The organism is Pantoea anthophila (genome assembly GCF_026104315.1).
GTDB classification, from domain to species: domain Bacteria; phylum Pseudomonadota; class Gammaproteobacteria; order Enterobacterales; family Enterobacteriaceae; genus Pantoea; species Pantoea anthophila.
The window spans coordinates 1,317,739-1,334,534 of sequence record NZ_CP110473.1; the positions used below are offsets into that span (position 1 = coordinate 1,317,739).

Sequence of the window (16,796 nt, forward strand, 5' to 3'; positions counted from 1 at the left end):
GTCTCCTTAGCGTTTACTGGCCGGCAGGCGTCCGGCTTTGTGTGCGTCGTACCACCAGCTATCCAGACCGGTACTGTAGGCAGGCTTGCGGGCGGGATGGGAAAACTTATCCCAGTAAGCCAGCCGCTGCTCTGCGTTGTACCACATCGGGATCATATACGCATTCCACAGCAGTACCCGATCCAGTGACTGCGCCAGCGGCCGCAGCGCAGCGGGATCGCCCTGGTGCGCCACGATCTGCTGCACGAAGTGGTCAACGACAGGATCTTTCACCCGCGCGGTATTCCAGGAGGAGCTGATGTAGTCCGACTGCCACAGGATCTGCAGGCTGGAGGTGGGGATCGGCATCGCCTGATAGAGGGTAGCGATCATGTCATAGTCGCCTTCACGCCAGCGCCGCAGATATTGCGAGCTGTCGACCTGCCGCAGGTTCAGGGTGATGCCGAGCCGCGAGAGCGCGTGCTGGAACGGCAGTGCCCACTCAGTGCTGGTGCCGCCGCGCAGCAGCAGCTCAACGGTGAACGGCTGACCGGTTTTGTCATTGACCAGACGCTGATCCTTAATCTGCCAGCCCGCCTCTTTCAGCAGCGCGTATGCTTTTAACAGGCTGGCGCGGTCGTAGCCACTGCCATCGCTCGCCGGAGGCTGGTAGGGCTGAGTGAACAGTCCGGCGGGCAACTGCGCGCGCCACGGTGCCAGCAGGGCCCGCTGTTCCGCATCCGGCGCACCCTGAGCAGCATACTCTGTGTTCTGGAAGTAGCTGCTGGCGCGCTGCCAGGCACCGTAATAGAGCGCCTTATTCATCCAGTTAAAATCGAACATCAGTGAAAAAGCCTGGCGCACGCGACGGTCATGGAACAGCGGTTTCTCATTGTTAAACGCCAGCCAGCGGGTATCAGTAGCGGCCTCGTTGGGCGTGGTCTGCTTCACTATATCGCCCTGGTCGAAGGCGCGGCCGCGATACTGGGTGGCCCATTTCTTCGCTGAGACCTCCTCACGCCAGTCGTAAGCCCCCGCTTTAAAGGCTTCGAACGCCACGTTGTCATCCAGATAGTAGTCGTAGCGCATCCGATCAAAATTGAAGCGCCCGCGATTCACTGGCAGATCGGCGGCCCAGTAATCTTTGACCCGGCTGAACTCAATAAACTGACCCAGCTTCCAGCGGCTGATGCGATAGGGCCCGCTGGAGAGCGGCGGGGCGCTCAGCGGCTCATTAAACTGCTTATCTTTCCAGAATGACGCCGGGATGACCGGCAGCGTCAGCAAGCCCATCAGCAGATCTCTGTCCGGTTTAGTGGCGTCGATGCGCACCGTAAGATCGTTCAGCGCGGTCACCGTCACGCCGCGATAGGCCACACGGAACTGAGGCACGCCTTCGGTCATAAACTTCTGAAAGCTGAAAGCCACATCGCGGGCCGTAATCGGTGAGCCATCGTGAAAGCGGGCGCGGGGATTCAGGCGAATCTCAGTCCACGAAAAATCGCTGGCGTAGCGCGCCGACAGGGCGATCAGCGGGTAGTAACTACCCGGCTCGTCGTCTGAACTGGTGTAGAGCCCATCATAAAGCGCACCGGTATTGATACCCGGATTGCCGCGCGAGGCGTAGCGGTTGAAGTTGTCGTAGGTGCCAATGACCGCCAGGGTGATGCTGCCGCCTTTGGGCGCATCGGGATCGGCATACTCATAGTGGCTGAAGCCGGGCGGATATTTCGCTTCCCCGGCCTGAGTAAAAGCGTAACTTTGCAGAACGGAGGCGGCCAGCAGCGGGGCGCTGAGTAGGGCACCTGTCAGCAGAAGTCCAGCGCGAAGCAGCATAGCGAATGCCCTCTCCAGTAAGTGTTCGGCTCCGCCCGGGCCAGACCGGTCAGGCGCGATGACGCTGAAAATAGTCTATCAGCGTTTCCGGCCGCAGCGGGCGACTAAAGATATAACCCTGCAGGTGAGTCACGCCGCGATTGATCAGCCACGCCGCCTGTTCGCCCGTTTCCACGCCCTCGGCCACGCTTTTCAGGTTCAGCTTTTTTGCAAGCTGCAGCACGGTATCCAGCACCGGCGAGGTCAGCGTCTCGGTGCCGATACTCTGCACAAAGCCGCGATCGATTTTCAGGTAATCAAAGGCGTAGCGCTCCAGATAGATCAGTGCGCTGTGTCCGGTGCCAAAGTCATCAATGGCGATGCGAATCTGCTGCTGATGCAGCCAGTCAAACAGCTCGCCGACATTTTCGTCGCGCACCATGACGCGTTCGGTAATCTCGAACACATAATTAAAGTGGCCGGCCGGCATGCTCTCAAGCCAGTTCAGGACATCCTGACGGAAGCTGCGGTCGGCCAGGTGCAGGGGCGAAATGTTGAGGCTGAGGCTGGCATAACGGGGAACGGTGTGACAGAGCAGGTGCGCATCGCGGGAAACCAGCTGAAACAGATGGCGGGTCAGTGGAACAATCAGGTTTTGCGACTCGGCATACTGAATAAAGACATCGGGCGGGATCGGACCTTCCGTCGGGTGCGTCCAGCGCAGCAGTGCCTCCATGCCATAAGGCTGACTATCGTGAGAGGTAACCAGCGGCTGATACTCCACGTGAAACTCGCCGCGCTTCATGCCCCGAATCAGCTCTCTGCCCGGACGCTGATAGTGGGCGAGCAGCAGCCAGCAGCCACCGGCAACCAGCAGTGACAGCAGCAGACCACTCAGCACAATGTTCTGATAATCGCTGAAGGCGAGAGTGGAACCGTAGAGAACAAACTGCAGCGGATAGCCTTCCAGCGACCGCTGAACCAGCGGTGTCGGCAGGTTCTCATTCTCCGTTACGCCATGCTGCCAGCTGGTCAGGGCACTGTGCTGTGCCACCAGCGCCATACCGGTAATCTCCGGATGCCAGGAGGCCATCAGCTGATAGGGGGCCAGGCTGATGTTGAGTGTCGCGAAAACGCCGGTCTGCAGATTGCCGGGATTCTTCACCCACAGTGCCAGGGCCGGTTTATCCGGCTGCAACGGCGTGCCCGGCATCAGCTGCAGATCGGTATCGCGCGAGATATCACTCTGGGGCGAAATCACATTGATCGGCAGACTGAAACTGCCGGTGGCTGAGGAGCAAAAGGCATTGCCATTATTCACCAGCAGGATGGCACGAAGATTCCCGGCAAAGGCGGCGCGTGAGGTCAGTTCACGATTGATGGTGTGGCAGGCATTATGGGTAAACGGGAGCAGGGGACTGAGGGTGCTGTTATACAGGCTGGCGAGCGTTTGCTGTAGTGCCGACCGGCTGTGCTCCAGCAGGCGCTGATGTTGCCGCTCGCGCTTATGCCAGGTGTGATGAATCGCCAGCAGCGTGAACAGGAGAAAGAATAGGCCGCCGACCATCGCGCTACGCCATGCGATTCGGTGAGGATAGGTGGCATGGCGCTGTAGCGCCCCCGACAGTGGCATGAGGAGCTTCCCCTGATCAAATTATTATTATGTTAATGCACACGACTGCTTCGGTTTAAGCGACCGAGAATATAACGAGAATGCCGGAGATGTCTCGTTATTAATCTGAAATACAATGCTTTTATCTGCTATGGCGAAGGCGGATAAAATAAAAGACGAAAAAAAACGCTGCGTAAGCAGCGTTTCATGTTCTCTGGCTGAGAGAAAATCGAATCTGAGGATCAGGACGGGTTACGACTCAGTACCCGGCGCCCTTCACGGTAACGCTTTTTCCAGTAGTCATCATTCAGACTGGAGATCATGACGCCACTGCTGGTTGAGGCATGAACGAAGTTATCGTTGCCCAGATAGATCCCGACATGACGACCGGTTGAACCTGCGCGGAACATCACCAGATCGCCCGGACGCAGTTTACTGCGGGTAATCTCTCTGCCGGTGTCCTGCTGCTCAGAGGTGGAGCGGGGTAATTCCAAGCCAAACTGATCGCGGAAGGTACGTTGTACAAAGGCGGAACAGTCGATTCCGCGTTTGGTATCGCCACCGAGACGATAGCGCACACCTTTCCAGACGGCGTATTGTTCCATGATGCGCGACTTAACGTCGACATTACGCACCATTTCTTCAAACTCATCCTGAGACGCCTGAAGTAAAAAACCATTCTGGTTGTTAACTTCATGATTCTCGTTATTCGCGTTCTGACTGCTATGGGTACTGCTACAAGCTGAGAGGAGGGTTGCCAGCGCCAGTGCGGGCACAATCCGCAAAATATATCTCAGTATTGGTTGAGACTTGACCATTATTCGGGTTTTCCTTCGATGTCCTTACGACAGAATTGTCGCCAGCCAGATAACAAAACAGGGAGATTAATAAGCGAGACAGACTAAGACAAATCCTTAATGACTAAAATGTGTTAATGGACACATTTTTTCACGGTAAAAATCCGAATTTTCTGCCGCTAATGCCTCACAGGGACTGAGGTTAACTGATTACACACGCCGTGGCGAGTGCTTTTAATCAATTTTATATAGGTTTTTTTGATGTGAAATCAAACCGTAACACGCTGACTAATTTAGCAACAATTATGGGGAAGTGATGGCGATAACAAGCGGTAAAAGGGGCGCCAATTCGGCGCATAGAAACGGATTCTGGAATTTTCTTTATTGACAGCGGCGGGTGACGACTATTTAACCACCTGGCGGGGTCATAACCTTTTCCTCTCGCTATTTTAATTAGCAGACTAATAATGATGAGCTGTTTTTTATTAGCGCGGGCAGTTAACATCCTGTCAAATAAACCGACCGCGCTTAACATTTACATCACGGGCTTATATTTTCCCGGTAATTTGCGATAAAACCAGTTAACCAGCGCGTCACTGGCAGGGGTTAAAAGCCACCAGCTCAGACCCACCAGAACCACGGACAGCGATCCCACGGCAATATCGGTAAACCAGTGCGCCCCGGCCATGACGCGCGGCAGAGAAAATAGCACCACAATTGCCAGCGCGATTAAAAAACGGCTCAAACCAAAATAACGCCAGATAAAGCAGGCGAAAATAATCAGCATCATGCCGTGGTCGCCAGGGAAGCTGTCTTTCGACGCATCTTTAGCGGGAATGCCGGTCAGCTCACTGACGCGATGCACGTTTTCGAAGAAGAGGGTCGGACTGGAGTGTTTCACCGGCAGCAGATGCCCCAGCTGATTCAGCACCACGGCAGTCAGCAGCATGGTGATACCGATAGCCAGCATCCGGCGGCGTGCCTGAGGCGCTTCATGTCGCCAGATCGACAGATACAGCAGGCCCATCGCCAGCAGTGACACCACATCAAAGCCACGGAAGTTGGTGATGGCGACGATCAGCGCAAACAGCGGATGGGTCACCATCTGATTATTGAAGCCATAAAAAATGGATTTATCGATGCCGAACCAGAAGCCATGCTGAGGCGGCAGATACCACGAAAGAAAGAGCACGACGCCCAGGGCATTCAGCAGCAGGATAGTAATAAGACGAATTGCGCGCATAAGTAAGCTCAATTAAAAAAATAACCGCCGACAATACCTCTGTTAGCGTAAACGGCACTTCAACAACGCCGATTGTAGCCGATTCCAGTCAGCCTGCTCAGAATGAATAATCTCGATGCGGCTGTCGGATGGCGTGGCGGCGAGTGTCTCACTCTGCAACTCTTTTGCATGACAGTTAATACGCATTGTGCCTTCGCGGATGCGCATCACGCCTTTGATCCGATCCACCGGCGCCTGCCGGACCCACTCCAGCAGCGCAGCGGCGTCAAACAACGTGTCACCATCAAACAGCCAGCCGCAGGCGCTATAGCCCTGTCCGTGGTTCAGCGCCCGCCGCCAGCGCGCCCCTCCTTCCAGCTGTAAGGCGGCCAGACCGCTCGCCGGTTTCGTCGTGTGAGAGTGATGATGGTGTGGCAGGGGAAGGTCACGTGGCTGGCGCGGCGTATCAAGCAGGCCGGAGGGAATCCGGCCAAACTCGGTCGCTATCACCGGACGTGGCGGCTGCATCTGCTGCTGCCAGTCAGTCAGACGCTGACGATCTTCGTCCTCCCAGCAGTCGCGCTTATTGGCAATAATGATGTCGGCGGCGGCCAGCTGGTCGCGGAAGTTCTCATCGGCGACCACGCGCGGGTCGGCAAGCTGGCGCGCATCGAGTAGCGTCAGGGTGGCATTGAGTTGCAGCCACGACTGATAGACCGGCGCGCTGAGCATCTCCAGCACCTGGCGCGGATGCCCCAGGCCGGTCGGCTCTATCAGCAACCGGTCAGGCCTGTTCTTGAGCAGCATATTCAGCCCGACCTGCATGGGCAGGCCATTGACGCAGCAGAGACAGCCGCCAGGGATCTCTTTCAGCGTCGCGCCGCGATCCGCCAGCAGCGCGCCATCAATGCCGATTTCGCCAAATTCATTGACCAGCACGGCCCACTGTTCGCCTGCGGGCCTGGCGGCCAGCAGATGGCAGAGCAGGGTGGTTTTTCCGCTGCCTAAAAAACCGGTGATGAGATTAACGCGCGTCATGGGAAAAGCTCCTGCCGGGATAGCGTGATAATGTAATACTATAACATTATCACGATCGGTTTCCCGCCCTCGCTTACTCGGCGCGCCCCATATAGCGACGTTCGGCAATATGGATGCGGATGCGGTCACCGTTGCTCAGGTATTCCGGCACCTGAATCGAGAGGCCGGTGCTCATTCCGGCGGGTTTGGTGCGGGCGCTGGCTGAAGCACCTTTGATGCCCGGCGAGGTTTCAACGATCTCCATATCGACCGTCTGGGGCAGTTCCAGTGCCAGCACCTGGCCTTCCATCGTCAGCACATGGATACCCGGAATGCCTCCTTCCGGAATAAACAGCAGCTCTTCTTCGATCTGATCGCGTTTGAAGGTGTAGGGGGTGTAGTCTTCGTCATCCATAAAGATATATTCGTCACCATCTATATAAGAGAAGGTCACGCTGCGACGGCTGAGAGAAATCGCATCAATAATCTCGTCGCCCTTAAAGCGCTCTTCAACTTTTAAACCGGTGCGGACATCGGTAAAGCGCATTTTATAGAGGGTGGCGGCACCACGTGCGCTGGGGCTCTGGACATCAATGTCCTTAACCAGCAGCAGTTTACCGTTGTGCGTGACGGCCATCCCTTTTTTGATTTCGTTGGCTTTTGGCATTGCTGTTCTCGCTATCTTGAGAGTGAAGTGCGCGCAACGTTACTCGCGCCGGTGAAAACTGGCAATATCGCGGGTGCGAAATTTTGCGTCAGGCCGCCGCATTCATGGTAATTGTCGCGCCGGACTGCTATTGTCGCCGCGACTTTCTTTGCCGGAGCTCAGCATGCAATGCCGTAGCCAGTGCGGTGCCTGTTGCACGGCACCCTCTATCTCATCCCCCATCCCCGGTATGCCCGACGGCAAGCCCGCCAATACCCCCTGCATTCAGCTTGATGCGCTGCTGCGCTGCAAACTCTTTGGTTCGCCCCTGCGTCCCGCCGTCTGTTCCGGGCTGCAGCCGCAAGCGAGCATGTGCGGCGACTCGCGCGAGCAGGCGATGACCTGGTTGCTGCAGCTGGAAGCGGATACGGCCCCCTGAGGCGCTGACGCAGCTGACGTTTTTCTGACGGCGTCGTTGCCTTACAGCAACAGCTTCAGCCGGATCGACCTTTCTGCCTCATAACCGTCATGAAATGTGCGTAACATCAAAAATCTGCTACGCCGTTTGCGCATTTTCTTGCCTGCAGAATCGCGCTGTACCACAATCCCTGAAACGTTTCAGCGGTGGTCCGGCAACCTGTCCCTGACAGTGCGACGCAAAAATCTCCCCACCGGCTGAAACGATTCAATCTCAGCAAGCGAGGAGAATTATGTTCCAGCTCGAATTGCAGGCTATCCATACCGGAGCCAGCGCCCAGAATAAAGAAGAGGCCATTCGTCAGGTCGCTGCCGCGTTAACCGCGGCGGGCAATGTGACTGAAGGGTATGTCAACGGCATGCTGGCGCGCGAACAGCAAACCTCCACCTTTCTCGGTAACGGCATCGCTATCCCTCATGGCACCACAGACACCCGCGATCTGGTGCTGAAAACCGGCGTTCAGGTGTTTCAGTTCCCGCAGGGCATTGCCTGGGGTGACGATCAGACCGCCTATGTCGCCATCGGCATTGCCGCGAAGTCTGATGAGCATCTGGCGCTGCTGCGTCAGCTGACCCACGTACTGAGCGATGACTCCGTTGCCGAACAGCTGAAAACCGCCTCTGCTGAAGATCTTCGTGCGTTGCTGATGGGCGAGAAACAAGCCGCCGAATTCAGCTTCGACACCGCATTAATTACCCTTGACGTCGCGGCCAGCGACCTGATCACCCTACAGGCGATGAACGCCGGTCGTCTGCAATCCGCTGGCGTTGTGGATGCCAGCTATGTGGCGGATGTGGTTTCAGCCTCCCCGCTGAATCTGGGGCAGGGCATCTGGCTCAGCGACAGCAGCCTGGGCAACCTGCGCAGTGGCGTGGCGATCAGCCGTGCTGCGCATCCCTTCGACCATCAGGGCGAATCGGCTGCGATGCTGATCAGCGTGTCGGCAACCGATGAACGTCCGCTGGAGGTGCTGGGTTACCTGAGCGCCTTACTGCAACAGGGGAAAGCCGATCGTCTACTGAAAGCGGATGCCGCAGGCGTTTATGCGCTGCTGACCAGCGAAGTCGATGAGCAGGCTGACGTCCTGACCGCTGAATTCACTATCCGCAACGAACATGGCCTGCATGCCCGTCCGGGCACGGCGCTGGTCAGCGTTATCAAGCAGTTCAACAGCGAGATCACCGTGACCAACCTCGACGGCAGCGGTAAACCTGCCAATGGTCGCAGCCTGATGAAAGTGGTGGCGCTGGGCGTGAAGAAAGGGCATCGCCTGCGCTTTACCGCCAGCGGCGACGATGCACAGCAGGCGCTGAACGCCATTGAAGAGGCGATCAGCAGTGGTCTGGGCGAGGGGGCAGCATGAGCAGACGTGTCGCCACCATTACGCTGAATCCGGCGTATGACCTGGTGGGCTATACCCCTGAAATTGAACGCGGCGAAGTCAATCTGGTGAAAACCACCGGACTGCATGCGGCGGGCAAGGGCATTAACGTCGCCAAAGTCCTGAAAGATCTGGGCATTGACGTGACCGTCGGCGGCTTCCTGGGCAAAGAGAATCAGGATGGCTTCCAGCAGCTGTTCAGCGAGCTGGGTATTGCTAACCGTTTTCAGGTGGTGCCAGGCCGCACCCGCATCAACGTAAAACTCACCGAACAGACCGGCGATGTGACCGATCTGAATTTCTCAGGTTTTCAGGTGACGGGTCAGGACTGGGATCGCTTCACCACCGACTCCCTGACCTGGCTGGGCCAGTTCGATATGGTCTGCGTCAGCGGCAGCCTGCCGGAAGGAGTCGATCACGACGCCTTTACCCGCTGGATGACCGAACTGCGCACCCACTGCCCGTGCATCATCTTTGACAGCAGCCGTGAGGCGCTGGTGGCAGGACTGAAAGCCGCCCCGTGGCTGGTGAAGCCTAACCGCCGTGAGCTGGAAATCTGGGCCGGTCGCAAACTGCCGACGCTGCAGGATGTGATTGGTGCCGCGCACGAACTGCGCGAGCAGGGCATCGCCCATGTGGTGATTTCACTGGGCGCAGAAGGGGCGCTGTGGGTCAACGCCTCCGGCGAATGGATTGCCAAACCCCCGGTCTGCGATGTGGTCAGCACCGTGGGTGCCGGCGACTCAATGGTGGGCGGCCTGATTTATGGTCTGCTGATGCGCGAGTCCAGCGAGCATACGCTGCGTCTTGCCACTGCCGTGGCGGCGATGGCCGTCAGCCAGAGTAATGTTGGTGTATCCGATCGAACTCAGTTGGCCGCCATGATGGCGCGTGTCGACTTACAACCCGTTAACTGACAGCAGGAGAGCGATAATGAAAACGCTGCTGATAAAAGACCCTACACTGGGACTGGCTTCCGCTTACATGGCGCAACAGCGCCTGGCTGCTGCGGCAGCTGCTGCGGGCCTGACCCTGACTGAAAACCCTGCCGATGCTGAACTGGTGATTGTGCTGGGTAAAAACGTGCCGGACGACGCGGCGCTGAACGGCAAAGCGCTCTGGCAGGGCGATGTCCAGCTGGCCGTCCGTGAGCCGGAAACCTTCCTGAACCGCGCGAAAGCAGAAGCCAAGACCTGGCAGTCGCAGGCTGCGGTGGCGACACCGGCGGGCGCATCTGCTGCGGCTCCGGCTCAGGCTGGCGCGCAGAAACGTGTGGTTGCCGTTACCGCCTGTCCGACCGGCGTGGCGCACACCTTTATGGCGGCTGAGGCGATTCAGGCCGAAGCAACCCGTCGCGGCTGGTGGGTGAAAGTTGAAACCCGCGGTTCAGTCGGGGCCGGTAACGCCATTACCCCGGAAGAAGTGGCGGCAGCCGACCTGGTGATCGTGGCCGCCGATATCGAAGTCGACCTGGCGAAATTTGCCGGTAAGCCGATGTACCGCACCTCAACCGGACTGGCGCTGAAGAAAACCGCCCAGGAACTGGATAAAGCGGTAGCCGAAGCGAAGCCTTATAAAGCGGCTGCCAGCGGACAGAGCAACGCCAGCGCAGAAGAGGAGAAAAAGCAGGGTGGCGCAGGGGCGTATCGTCATCTGCTGACCGGTGTCTCCTATATGCTGCCGATGGTGGTCGCAGGCGGTCTGAGCATCGCACTCTCATTTGCCTTTGGTATCACCGCATTTAAAGAGCCGGGCACGCTGGCGGCTGCCCTGATGCAAATCGGTGGTGGCAGCGCCTTTGCCCTCATGGTGCCGGTACTGGCGGGCTTTATCGCCTTCTCCATCGCTGACCGTCCGGGTCTGACCCCGGGTCTGATTGGCGGGATGATCGCCACCAGCATCAACGCCGGCTTCTTAGGCGGTATTATCGCGGGCTTCATTGCCGGTTATGCGGCGAAGCTGATCAGCGGCAAAGTTAAACTGCCGCAGAGTATGGAAGCGCTGAAACCGATACTGATTATTCCGCTGTTTGCCAGTCTGATTACCGGCCTGCTGATGATCTACGTGGTAGGCAAACCAGTTGCGGGCATCATGAACGGTCTGACCCACTGGCTGGCGAACATGGGCACCGCGAACGCGGTTCTGCTGGGCGCGATTCTGGGCGGCATGATGTGTACTGACATGGGTGGTCCGGTGAACAAGGTGGCTTACGCGTTTGGCGTTGGTTTACTGAGCTCGCAGACGTATGCCCCGATGGCCGCCATCATGGCTGCCGGCATGGTGCCACCGCTGGCGATGGGTGTGGCTACGCTGGTTGCGCGTCGTAAGTTCAACAAAGGTCAGCAGGAAGGGGGCAAAGCGGCGCTGGTTCTGGGTCTCTGCTTTATCTCTGAAGGTGCGATTCCGTTCGCGGCCCGCGACCCGATGCGTGTTCTGCCTTGCTGCATCGTGGGTGGCGCGGTGACCGGTGCCATCTCCATGGCGATTGGCGCGAAACTGATGGCGCCGCACGGTGGACTGTTCGTTCTGCTGATCCCTGGCGCGATTACCCCGGTACTCGGTTATCTGATGGCGATCGTCATCGGCACCGCGATTGCGGGTCTGAGCTACGCGGTACTGAAACGTCCGGAAGAGCAGCTGGCGAAAGCCTGATACGCGGAAGTGAAATAAACAGGGAGCCAGATGGCTCCCTGTTTGCTTTGATAAGGTACCTGCTTCCCTCGCTTTAATGTCATCACCGTCTGGAAAGCCTTCAGGCTCCTTTTTCTATGCCTGCTGTTCGGCTTTCAGCCACGCAATCTCATCTTTCCAGATATCGGGATTGATGGTTTCCAGAATCAGCGGGATGCCATCGAAGCGGGGATCTTTCATCAGCCAGCTGAACACCGTCCTGCCGATATTTCCTTCTCCCAGACTGTGATGGCGGTCAACGCGGCTGTCGAAGGCGCTCTTGGCGTCGTTCAGGTGCATGCCACGCAGATACTGAAAACCGACGATGCGCTCAAAGCTGGCAAAGGTCGCTTCGCAGTCTGCCTCGGTACGCAGATCATACCCGCCGGCAAACGCATGGCAGGTATCAATGCAGACCCCGACACGCGATTTGTCTTCGACATGCTCAATAATGGTGGCGAGATGCTCGAAGCGGAAGCCCAGATTACTGCCCTGACCGGCCGTATTTTCGATGACGGCGGTAACGTTCTGCGTCTGGTCGAGCGCGACATTGATCGACTCGGCGATGCGCTTCAGGCAGCTCTCCTCATCGATCTGATGCAGATGGCTGCCGGGGTGGAAGTTCAGCAGCGTCAGCCCCAGCTGGTCAGCACGCCGCAGTTCATCAATGAAGGCCGCGCGGGACTTCTCCAGCGCCTCCTCAACCGGATGGCCCAGGTTAATCAGAAAACTGTCGTGCGGCAGGATCTGCTGTGATGTGAAGTGATAAGTCTCGCAGGCGGCGCGAAAAGCATCAATGACCTCAGTGGTCAGCGGGGCGGCCTTCCACTGACGCTGATTTTTAGTAAAGAGGGCGAAGGCGGTGGCTTCTAATTCATGGGCGCGGATCACGGCCTGATCCACCCCCCCTGCCGCACTGACGTGTGCGCCAATATATTTCATGCCTTTCTCCTGGGGCTATGCACGGATGAAACGGCATGATACCCGATGCGGTTAGCCCATGAAATGTTGCACCAGCAGATTGATCGTGCCACCGCCTGCGATTAACCAGCCAAAGACCAGCGCACCCAGCAGCAGGGGTTTAACGCCCGCTTCACGCAGTGCGCTGAAACGGGTGGTTAAGCCCAGCGCGGCCATCGCCATCGCCAGCAGCAGGCCAGCCAGCTGATTCAGTGAGGCCACCAGCGCAGCAGGCAGCAGCTGCAGCGAGTTAAACAGCGCGACCGCAATAAACAGTAAGGCAAACCAGGGAAAGGTTACCGGCTGACGGGCGCGGCCCTGACGCCTGCCGCGCAGCATCGTCCCCAGGCAGAGCAGGAACGGGGCCAGCATCATCACCCGCAGCATCTTGGCAATAACCGCGCTGTTTTCGGCTTCCGGGCTGATACTGTGTCCGGCTGCTACCACCTGCGCCACTTCATGAATCGTGGAGCCGGTGAAAACGCCAAACTGTGCAGCACTCAGAGCCGGAAACAGATGATGCGCCAGCGGCCAGAGCAGGGGATAGATGAAGATCGCCAGCGTGCCGAACAGCACCACGGTCGCGATGGCCACCGCGACTTTCGACGGCGCGGCTTTGACCACCGGCTCGGTCGCCAGAACCGCTGCCGCACCGCAGATACTGCTGCCTGCGCCAATCAGCCAGACGGTTTCGCGATCCAGCTTCAGTAACCGGATACCCAGCAGACAGGTGATAAAGAAGGTGCTGCTCAGGGTCAGCGCATCGATCAGGATGCCGCTGACGCCGACATCGGCAATCTGCTGTAAAGTAATACGAAAGCCAAACAGGATAATCCCGAGCCGCAGCAGCTTCTGCTTCGCCAGTGCGACGCCGCTGTCGCAGTGTGATGAGAGAGGGGAACAGACGCTATTCCCGACCACGATGCCCAGCATGATCGCCAGCGTCAGTGAACCCAGTCCCAGCCCCGCGATCAACGGCTGTTGCCCCAGCCAGCTCGCCGCAGCGGCGAGCGCGGCGGTCAGCAGCAGACCGGGAAACAGGCGCACAACGGGAGAGTGCGTTTTAACGATGCTCAGTTCGGCCATAAGGGTCACTCCTCTTCAGTGAGTGTCGATCATGGCGCGCACTGGCTTAAAAGTGAAATTGATAATATATTTATAATCAACCGGAATAAACGATAAGGCCGACATTATGAGCGTTTTGCGTCTGCGCCGCTGGGCAACGCTGATCAAGAGGGATGTGCTGGTACTCTGGTTCGCCTTTCGCGATCCGCGCACGCCCTGGTGGAACAAGCTGGGCATGCTGGGCCTGGTCGCCTATGGCGTCAGCCCGATCGATTTCATCCCGGATGTGATCCCGTTTGTGGGACTGCTGGATGACGCGGTCATTATCCCGACCGGTGTTATGCTGCTGCTGCGCCTGCTGCCGCGTGAGGTACGCATCAGCAGCAGCGAAAGGGCCGCATCCCGGCGTTCCCGCGGCAAAAAAATCGCAGGCTGGCTGGTGGTGGTGGGGCTGATCTGGCTGGCGCTGATCATCTATCTCGTCAGACATTAACAGACTTAAGGATCGACGATGCACATTACGCTGCGGCAAATCGAAGTCTTTACCGAAGTGCTCAAGAGTGGCTCGACGACCCAGGCGTCGCAGCTGCTGGCGCTGTCGCAGTCGGCGGTCAGCGCGGCGCTGGCCGATCTGGAGAGTCAGCTTGGGGTTCAGCTCTTTGATCGGGTCGGTAAACGACTGGTGCTGAACGAACATGGCCGCCTGCTTTATCCCCGCGCCGTGGGTCTGCTGGAGCAGGCGGGGGAGATTGAGCAGCTGTTCAAAGAGGACAACGGGGCCATCCGCATCTTCGCCAGCAGCACCATCGGTAACTATCTGCTGCCGGGCATGATGGCGGCCTGGCGACGCGATTTTCCCGGCCTGCCGCTGGAGCTGAGCGTGGGCAACAGTCAGGATGCGATTCAGGCGGTCTCCGACTTCCGCGTCGATGTCGGCCTGATTGAGGGGCCGTGCCATATGACCGAACTGGTCAGTGAACCCTGGCTGGAGGATGAGCTGGTGGTGTTTGCCGCGCCGGATGCGCCTGTTCTGCAGCAGCCGGTCACCCTGAAAACGCTGGCTGACGCCCCCTGGATCCTGCGCGAACGCGGCTCCGGCACCCGTGAAATCGTCGATTATCTGCTGCTGTCTCATCTGCCGAGCTTTCAGCTGGGGATGGAGCTCGGCAACTCTGAAGCGATTAAACATGCGGTGCGCCACGGCATGGGGATCAGCTGCCTGTCGCGCCGGGTGATCGCCGATCTGCTGGAGGCGGGAACGTTGATCGAACTGACGATTCCGCTGCCGCGCCTGACCCGGACGCTGTATCGCATCCATCACCGGCAGAAGCATATTTCCAAAGCGCTGACGCGCTTTTTATCCTACTGCCGTGAGTGACCGCTAATAATTCGGGCGCGATCATGAACTTAACTAATAACAGCGTGGCTCCGCTATACAGAGGCGAGCTGGCTGCTACAATCTCGCCTCATTTTTACCCTTCGTAGCGTTTACACATGCATAATGACTCAAATACAACACAACAACCTGCGTTACAGCGTGCACTAAAAGCACGTCATCTCACCATGATCGCCATCGGCGGCTCCATCGGAACCGGCCTGTTTGTCGCATCGGGTGCCACTATTGCTCAGGCCGGACCCGGCGGAGCACTTCTCTCCTATATGCTCATCGGTCTGATGGTCTATTTCCTGATGACCAGCCTGGGTGAACTGGCGGCCTTTATGCCCGTGTCCGGGTCGTTTGCCACCTACGGCGCAAAATATGTCGAAGAGGGCTTTGGTTTCGCACTCGGCTGGAACTACTGGTACAACTGGGCGGTGACCATCGCGGTTGATCTGGTGGCGTCACAGCTGGTGATGAATTACTGGTTCCCCGACACGCCAGGCTGGATCTGGAGCGCGCTGTTCCTGGGCCTGATGTTCCTGCTCAACTACATCTCCGTCAAAGGCTTTGGTGAAGCGGAATACTGGTTCTCGCTGATCAAAGTGGCCACCGTGGTGATTTTTATCGTGGTTGGCGTGCTGATGATCACCGGCATTATGCGCGGTGCAGAACACGCGGGCTGGCATAACTGGCAGGTGGGCGAAGCGCCGTTTGCAGGCGGTTTTGCGGCGATGATCGGCGTGGCGATGATTGTGGGATTCTCCTTCCAGGGCACCGAGCTGATCGGTATCGCGGCGGGCGAATCTGAAGATCCGGCAAAAAATATTCCGCGTGCGGTGCGGCAGATCTTCTGGCGTATCCTGCTGTTTTACGTCTTCGCGATTCTGATTATCAGCCTGATCCTGCCGTACACCGATCCCAAGCTGCTGCACAATGACATCAACGATATCAGCGTCAGCCCGTTCACCCTGGTGTTCCAGAATGCCGGTCTGCTGTCAGCGGCGGCGGTGATGAATGCGGTGATCCTGACGGCCGTGCTGTCAGCGGGTAACTCCGGCATGTACGCCTCAACCCGTATGCTTTACAACCTGGCCTGTGAAGGCAAAGCGCCACGAATTTTCGCCAGACTCTCTAAAGGTGGCGTACCGCGTAATGCACTCTGGGCAACGACGGTGGTGGCGGGACTCTGCTTCCTGACCTCGAAATTTGGCAATCAGGAGGTTTACCTCTGGCTGCTGAACACCTCAGGCATGACCGGTTTTATCGCCTGGCTCGGTATCGCGATCAGTCACTACCGCTTCCGTCGCGGCTATGTCGCTCAGGGACGTGACCTGAACGCGCTGCCTTACCGCTCCGGCTTTTTCCCGCTGGGTCCGATTTTCGCCTTTGTGCTCTGCCTGATCATCACGCTGGGTCAGAACTATCAGGCGTTTCTCAACGACACCATCGACTGGTACAGCGTAGCGGCCACCTACATCGGCCTTCCGCTGTTCCTGATCATCTGGTTCGGCTACAAGCTGACGCGCGGCAGCCGTTTCGTGAAGTACAGCGAGATGGAGTTCCCGGTTCATAAAGATTAGTTCTGTGCGCTGACTCCTGCGCACGGTGCCTGCCGCAGTTCTGGCAGGCCGCAGGAATCGTGAAGCGATGGGAGCCTGTGCCTGTAGCAAAGCATAGCGGGCCAGGGATGGTCCGCGCTGAGCCCGCCAGGGATGGCGGGTTTTGCGTCTTTGCGAAAGGCACAGGCTCCCTGAGCCATTCTCCCGCCTGCAA

At 58.0% G+C, this 16,796-nt stretch carries 15 protein-coding genes; 7 read left to right on the top strand and 8 right to left on the bottom strand.

Translation table 11 applies throughout. From position 1 onward, the window contains the following. Positions 1-6: 6 nt before the first annotated feature. The 6 genes from OJ965_RS08695 to yeiP all read right to left on the bottom strand — a co-directional run bounded on the left by OJ965_RS08695 (position 7) and on the right by yeiP (position 7,109). The gene (locus tag OJ965_RS08695; RefSeq protein ID WP_058956721.1) at positions 7-1,815 is read right to left on the bottom strand and encodes an extracellular solute-binding protein; all 1,809 of its coding nucleotides are present in this window, start codon (positions 1,813-1,815) and stop codon (positions 7-9) included. 49 nt (positions 1,816-1,864) lie between these two features. After that, positions 1,865-3,427, bottom strand: a complete 1,563-nt coding sequence (locus OJ965_RS08700; RefSeq protein WP_265138840.1) for a cyclic di-GMP phosphodiesterase — start codon at positions 3,425-3,427, stop codon at positions 1,865-1,867. Between the two features lie 221 nt (positions 3,428-3,648). Then, complete coding sequence (gene mepS / locus OJ965_RS08705) at positions 3,649-4,224, bottom strand: bifunctional murein DD-endopeptidase/murein LD-carboxypeptidase (RefSeq protein ID WP_046102239.1); 576 nt, start codon at positions 4,222-4,224, stop codon at positions 3,649-3,651. A gap of 514 nt (positions 4,225-4,738) precedes the next feature. Then, positions 4,739-5,446, bottom strand: a complete 708-nt coding sequence (locus tag OJ965_RS08710) for a phosphatase PAP2 family protein (protein ID WP_265138843.1) — start codon at positions 5,444-5,446, stop codon at positions 4,739-4,741. A gap of 42 nt (positions 5,447-5,488) precedes the next feature. Then, positions 5,489-6,463 carry a CobW family GTP-binding protein gene (locus OJ965_RS08715; protein ID WP_265138845.1) on the bottom strand — a complete coding sequence of 325 codons (975 nt, stop codon included), beginning with the start codon at positions 6,461-6,463 and terminating at the stop codon, positions 5,489-5,491. Positions 6,464-6,536: 73 nt separating this feature from the next. Next, positions 6,537-7,109, bottom strand: a complete 573-nt coding sequence (gene yeiP / locus OJ965_RS08720) for an elongation factor P-like protein YeiP (protein ID WP_009089138.1) — start codon at positions 7,107-7,109, stop codon at positions 6,537-6,539. Between the two features lie 163 nt (positions 7,110-7,272). Here yeiP and OJ965_RS08725 point away from each other — a divergent pair, with 163 nt between their 5' ends. The 4 genes from OJ965_RS08725 (at position 7,273) to fruA (ending at position 11,599) form a co-directional block, all read left to right on the top strand. Then, entirely contained in the window at positions 7,273-7,527 is a 255-nt protein-coding gene (locus tag OJ965_RS08725) for a YkgJ family cysteine cluster protein (protein WP_009089140.1), read from the top strand. Between the two features lie 271 nt (positions 7,528-7,798). Further along, positions 7,799-8,929: a fused PTS fructose transporter subunit IIA/HPr protein gene (gene fruB / locus OJ965_RS08730; protein WP_009089143.1), complete on the top strand. Its 1,131-nt coding sequence runs from the start codon at positions 7,799-7,801 to the stop codon at positions 8,927-8,929. Next, the gene (gene fruK / locus OJ965_RS08735) at positions 8,926-9,864 is read left to right on the top strand and encodes a 1-phosphofructokinase (RefSeq protein WP_009089145.1); all 939 of its coding nucleotides are present in this window, start codon (positions 8,926-8,928) and stop codon (positions 9,862-9,864) included. The genes fruB and fruK overlap by 4 nt, the downstream gene beginning before the upstream one ends. A gap of 16 nt (positions 9,865-9,880) precedes the next feature. Further along, a complete protein-coding gene (gene fruA, locus OJ965_RS08740; protein ID WP_058956716.1) occupies positions 9,881-11,599 on the top strand; it encodes a PTS fructose transporter subunit IIBC in 1,719 nt (572 codons plus the stop codon). 114 nt (positions 11,600-11,713) lie between these two features. On the opposite strand, the gene nfo is transcribed toward fruA, so the two are convergent. Both nfo and OJ965_RS08750 read right to left on the bottom strand, forming a co-directional pair. Then, positions 11,714-12,559 (bottom strand): deoxyribonuclease IV, encoded by an 846-nt coding sequence (nfo, locus tag OJ965_RS08745; protein WP_058956715.1) that lies wholly within the window; start codon positions 12,557-12,559, stop codon positions 11,714-11,716. 51 nt (positions 12,560-12,610) lie between these two features. After that, entirely contained in the window at positions 12,611-13,663 is a 1,053-nt protein-coding gene (locus OJ965_RS08750) for a YeiH family putative sulfate export transporter (RefSeq protein WP_265138848.1), read from the bottom strand. A gap of 106 nt (positions 13,664-13,769) precedes the next feature. On the opposite strand from OJ965_RS08750, the gene OJ965_RS08755 reads away from it, so the two are divergent. From OJ965_RS08755 to OJ965_RS08765, 3 genes are all read left to right on the top strand, one after another. Further along, positions 13,770-14,135: a YkvA family protein gene (locus tag OJ965_RS08755; RefSeq protein ID WP_046102233.1), complete on the top strand. Its 366-nt coding sequence runs from the start codon at positions 13,770-13,772 to the stop codon at positions 14,133-14,135. An 18-nt stretch (positions 14,136-14,153) separates the two neighbouring features. After that, positions 14,154-15,020, top strand: coding sequence for a DNA-binding transcriptional regulator YeiE (yieE, locus tag OJ965_RS08760; protein ID WP_111208541.1), 867 nt, complete (start codon positions 14,154-14,156; stop codon positions 15,018-15,020). 116 nt (positions 15,021-15,136) lie between these two features. Beyond that, positions 15,137-16,603 (top strand): amino acid permease, encoded by a 1,467-nt coding sequence (locus tag OJ965_RS08765; RefSeq protein WP_265138851.1) that lies wholly within the window; start codon positions 15,137-15,139, stop codon positions 16,601-16,603. Positions 16,604-16,796: the final 193 nt, after the last annotated feature.